Genomic DNA, 4,788 nt, shown 5'->3' on the forward strand with positions numbered 1-4,788 from the left:
CGTCAGCGTCAGCACCCAGGCCAATGTGTACTTTGACGGTAAATGCGTGAGCCACGGCATCACCTTCGCCGACGGCAGCAAAAAATCGGTGGGCGTGATCCTGCCGGCCACCCTGACCTTCAACACCGGCGCGCCCGAGATCATGGAATGCGTGGCCGGCGCCTGCGAATACAAGCTGGCCGGCAGCGACAGCTGGATGAAGTCCTCAGCCGGCGAAAAATTCAGCGTCCCCGGCAATGCCAAATTCGAGATCCGCGTTGCCGCAGGCGAAGCGGCCTACCACTACATCTGCCACTTCGGTTAAAAAACGTCTGGAGCCATCCAAAACCGCTCCTTTATTCATAGCTGCTTGCGCATATTTCACACGGGCTAGAGGCACATTCAATGTCAAACACCATTCTCCAAAACATCCCCGCCAACCAAAAGGTCGGCATCGCGTTCTCTGGCGGCCTGGACACCAGCGCCGCGCTGTTGTGGATGAAGCAGAAGGGCGCCCTGCCCTATGCCTATACCGCCAACCTGGGCCAGCCCGACGAAGCCGACTACGACGAGATCCCGCGCAAGGCCATGGAATACGGCGCCATCAAGGCGCGCCTGGTCGACTGCCGCCCACAACTCGCCGCTGAAGGCATTGCAGCGCTGCAAAGTGGCGCCTTCCACATCACCACCGCCGGCGTCACCTACTTCAACACCACGCCGCTGGGCCGCGCCGTCACCGGCACCATGCTGGTGTCGGCCATGAAGCAGGACGACGTCAACATCTGGGGCGATGGCTCCACCTTCAAAGGCAACGACATCGAGCGCTTCTACCGCTACGGCCTGCTGACCAACCCCGCGCTGAAAATTTACAAGCCCTGGCTGGACCAGCAGTTCATCGACGAGCTGGGCGGCCGCTCTGAAATGAGCGCCTTCATGACGGCCAACGGCTTTGGCTACAAGATGAGCGCCGAGAAGGCCTACAGCACCGACAGCAACATGCTGGGTGCCACGCACGAAGCCAAGGACCTGGAAAACCTCAACAGCGGCATCAAGATCGTCAACCCCATCATGGGCGTGCCCTTCTGGAAAGACGACTGCGTCGTCAAGGCCGAAGAAGTCAGCGTGACCTTTGAAGAAGGCCGCCCCGTCGCACTGAACGGCGTCGCATACCCAGACCTCGTGAGCCTGATCCTCAAGGCCAACGAAATCGGCGGACGCCACGGCCTGGGCATGAGCGACCAGATCGAAAACCGCATCATCGAAGCCAAGAGCCGCGGCATCTACGAAGCCCCCGGCCTCGCGCTGCTGTTCATCGCCTACGAGCGCCTCGTCACCGGCATCCACAACGAAGACACCATAGAGCAATACCGCGACAACGGCCGCAAGCTGGGCAGGCTGCTGTACCAGGGCCGCTGGTTTGACAGCCAGGCCATCATGCTGCGCGAGACCGCCCAACGCTGGATCGCCAGCGCCATCACCGGCACCGTCACGCTGGAACTGCGCCGCGGCAACGACTACTCGCTGCTGAACACCGAATCACCCAACCTGACCTACGCGCCTGAGCGTCTGAGCATGGAGAAGGTGGAAGACGCGCCGTTTTCGCCGCTGGACCGTATTGGGCAACTGACGATGCGTAACCTGGACATCACCGATACGCGCGCCAAGCTGGGGATTTATTCCAATGCCGGGATGCTGGAGCTGGGCAAGGGGGATGACTTTTTGAAGTTGGGTAAGTAAGCCAAGATCAATAGCTTTAATGGAAAAGCCCGCGAAAGCGGGCTTTTCTTTTTCTAGGTATCAAGCCCCGTCAGGTGCCAGAAATTTGATAGATCGTAAGGGTAGACGCCTACGTGCCGTGTCGGACAAGCGGTCATAGTGCTCATCCCACAGATCAAACAGTTTTTCTAGTCCGATTAGGGTGACGCGGCGCTTCTCTTGCGTGCGCGCCTCGGAAATGGCGTCTTTGGTAAAACCACCAGTGCACACAAATAGGCCCACATCTTCATCGCCCAAGAGGGCCATGAACGATCGCAAACCGTCCACGCTCACGGCCTGCTGTTGCCGTTTGACCTGTACCTTAATGCGCGGCGGACGTGTGCCCAGCACGTCTGGCTGCGCCAAGATATCGATGCCACCATCTTTCCCCGGCGGCGACACCCAGGCCACGTAGTAGTCCATGGCGCGCAGCAAGTCTGCCACCAGCTCTTGAAACTCGTACGGCGGCATGTTGCGCAGGTACTGCGAAATCTCGGCCCAAGCGTGTTCTTCGGCTTCTTCAAACGTAATTCTTACCGCTTTGGCCGCATTGTCGCTGTCTAGCGGCTCTGCGTCTCCTGCGCCTACAGCAGGCACGGGCCCTGCATCTGGCTGGGCAGAACGCCAGGCGTTGTAGAGCTTTACGGCCTGGCGATAAAAGGCCTCCGGATCTTGTAGCTCCGCATGCACCTTGCGACCTTCGTCAGTGATGGACCAAATGCCTTTGTCTTTAAGCAGCCAACCTGCCTTGACACAATCCACCGTTGCAAAGCGCACGATCTTGTCAAAGCGCCGCCCTCCAGACTCATAGGTGTCTGTCTCATAGGGCGTGAGCGTGACCCGCTCCGATAGTGTTTGCAGCGCCTCGCTGGCCCGCAGTCCATCGGTCTTGGACATAAGAATGTTGAACAACTCGCGTAACAGTTCGCCGGTACGGCGGCGTGTAATTTCAGCCATAACACTACCTTTCAACTAATCGATGCAAGCTCTGCACACCAAGCCTGGACCCGCGCGGGCTCCATTAAGGCCAGCCCCAACAAATCATGTACCTCGTGATGAGGCTCACTGAGTAGCAGATCATCTTTCCATTGCTGCACATGGAGCTCGACGTCTTGTTGTGTTTGTCTTAGTTGTTGTTGCGCTATTCTTCTTCGTTCACGTCCAGACAGCACACCTTGTTGCTTGGCATATTCGGCCTTGAATTCACGTGTCCACCTACTTGATAAATTGAGTAGTGCGTCTAGCTTGGCTGCTTTGGGCTGATCGGCAGGGGTGACGGCCGAGCACTGCACAGAGAGATCAGCCAGCACGTAGCCCAAACGCACCGTGCCATTGCCCGGACRCAAGTATGGATGAAACCAATCGGCAAAGCTGCCGTTGGAATGAACAGGTTTTTTACCCTTGTTCGGTGCCTCGTTGCAGGTGCTGCAAATTAAAAAGAGGTTGTCTGCACAAACGCTCAGCAGCGGAAACCTACTCTCGAGAACCCAATGATCAACCTGCGGAGTGTCGCCTAGCAGGCCGCCGCATAGTACGCAAACCTCACGCGCATCGGGGGCTGGATTCAGGCGATGGGTATTGCGAAAGGCGGTCACGTAGTCGGCGTAGTTCACGCCAGCAGCAGCCGTGGGCGTGCCATTGGGCAGGTAAGGCAAGCCACTCTCAAATCCCTTTTGGTAGAAGGATTCAAATAGCTCTTTGAAAGCGATCCAGTCCGACTCGATTGCAACCGGGCGATTGATTGGCCACGGTGTTGGTATGGGTTGAAATTGGGTTGCAAGAGCAGAGACAGTCTGTATCCAAGCCCCCAAGGCTGTCTTCTGCGCCGCAGGCATGGCCGCAACCGTTTGTGCACGACTCAATAACGATTGACCGGCGTCAACGCGCTGGAGAAATTCCCACAACCAATTCGCCTCAATCGTGCTGGCAAGCACGGGGGGCTGTAAACCCTGCAGGCTGATGTGGGCACCTGTGATCGCAGGATCACACAACCACAGCGCAAAACGCCGCATCAACTGCTGGCAGGCAGCCAGAGCCGGAGAACACGCAACGCGATGGATGGGTTTAAGCATTGCCCCCCCGCCAAGTATTGAGCAAAGTGCGCAGCTCGCTGCGATAGAAGCCCGAGCCCATTCGGGCGATCAGGCGCTCCAAGTCGGCCACTTCGTCTGGCGTGCCGGTAGCTTGACGGAGCTTGCCCTCAATGAACTCCTGAGCGCGTTTGCCAATGCTATCTTCCGCCCCGAACACCGTCATCATTAGCGCACTGGGATCGGTCGCGAACGTCGGTTCGTCCACACTGCGGACGGTCGAACCATTCTGCGTTTTCTGCACCATCACGATCTCGTTGTTGAACACATCCGAGAGCACGATGGCCGAATGGGTGGATATCAACACGTCGTTGGACGTGTGACCAATGGCGTCGTCGATGATGTCGACAATCTCGCGCTTCCATTTATCGTTGAAATGGGTCTCGGGCTCATCGAGTAGTAGCAAGGCGTCCTGCTGGCCTTGCAGCAAGTGAAACAGCGCCATGCGGCCCAGCACCATCTGCTCTCCGTCCGAAAGTTCCTCGTAGCGCAATACGCCAATGTCGGGCGAACCGGGCTCGGCGCTCCCGGCAGGCACGGCCGCGCGGCGCAAGCGCAGCAGCACATCGTCAAACAAGCCAGCCTGGTTCAACTCTAGCAAGCGGGTAAAGAGCTCAAAGCTTCTGGCATCCTTTGCGCCACCCAGCAAGGCCCACAAGGCTTCGCCCTGGCTGATGCAGGTTTGCAACTCATCGCGGGCGGGAGACAAAAAAGACTGCCCTTGAGTGTCGAATGGTCCGTTGAGGTCGAACCAAACTGTGCGACGCGGTTCCACCGGATGCGGCTCGACAATCACCTCGCTCGCGCACAGCCACCAATCGTGGGCGGTCTCGCACAGCTTGCCATCCCATTGATCTGTTTGCAGGCGCGAGCGGAACGCGACTGAAACCAAATGATGCCAGCCGCCACGCTCCAGTAGCTCTTGCAACGGGCTCCTATTGTTTTCACGCCCACGCAGCTTGGC

The 4,788-nt window shown here is 58.1% G+C and carries 5 protein-coding genes; 2 read left to right on the forward strand and 3 right to left on the reverse strand.

Going from position 1 to position 4,788, the window contains the following annotated elements; translation table 11 throughout:
- On the forward strand, window positions 1–304 hold a 304-nt coding region (gene ppnP / locus AC1D0P_RS21950), incomplete at its 5' end, for a pyrimidine/purine nucleoside phosphorylase (protein WP_477678683.1).
- Between the two features lie 80 nt (window positions 305–384).
- Entirely contained in the window at window positions 385–1,716 is a 1,332-nt protein-coding gene (gene argG / locus AC1D0P_RS21955; RefSeq protein ID WP_477678684.1) for an argininosuccinate synthase, read from the forward strand.
- Window positions 1,717–1,776: 60 nt separating this feature from the next.
- Here argG and AC1D0P_RS21960 read toward each other — a convergent pair whose 3' ends face one another.
- From AC1D0P_RS21960 to AC1D0P_RS21970, 3 genes are all read right to left on the reverse strand, one after another.
- Window positions 1,777–2,691: a restriction endonuclease gene (locus AC1D0P_RS21960; RefSeq protein WP_477678685.1), complete on the reverse strand. Its 915-nt coding sequence runs from the start codon at window positions 2,689–2,691 to the stop codon at window positions 1,777–1,779.
- 11 nt (window positions 2,692–2,702) lie between these two features.
- Window positions 2,703–3,806, reverse strand: a complete 1,104-nt coding sequence (locus AC1D0P_RS21965) for a hypothetical protein (RefSeq protein ID WP_477678686.1) — start codon at window positions 3,804–3,806, stop codon at window positions 2,703–2,705.
- Window positions 3,799–4,788 (reverse strand): AAA family ATPase (locus tag AC1D0P_RS21970; RefSeq protein WP_477678687.1); only part of this gene is annotated, 990 nt, incomplete at its 5' end. The genes AC1D0P_RS21965 and AC1D0P_RS21970, both read right to left, overlap by 8 nt.

Source organism: Polaromonas sp. P1_G2 (assembly GCF_056405515.1).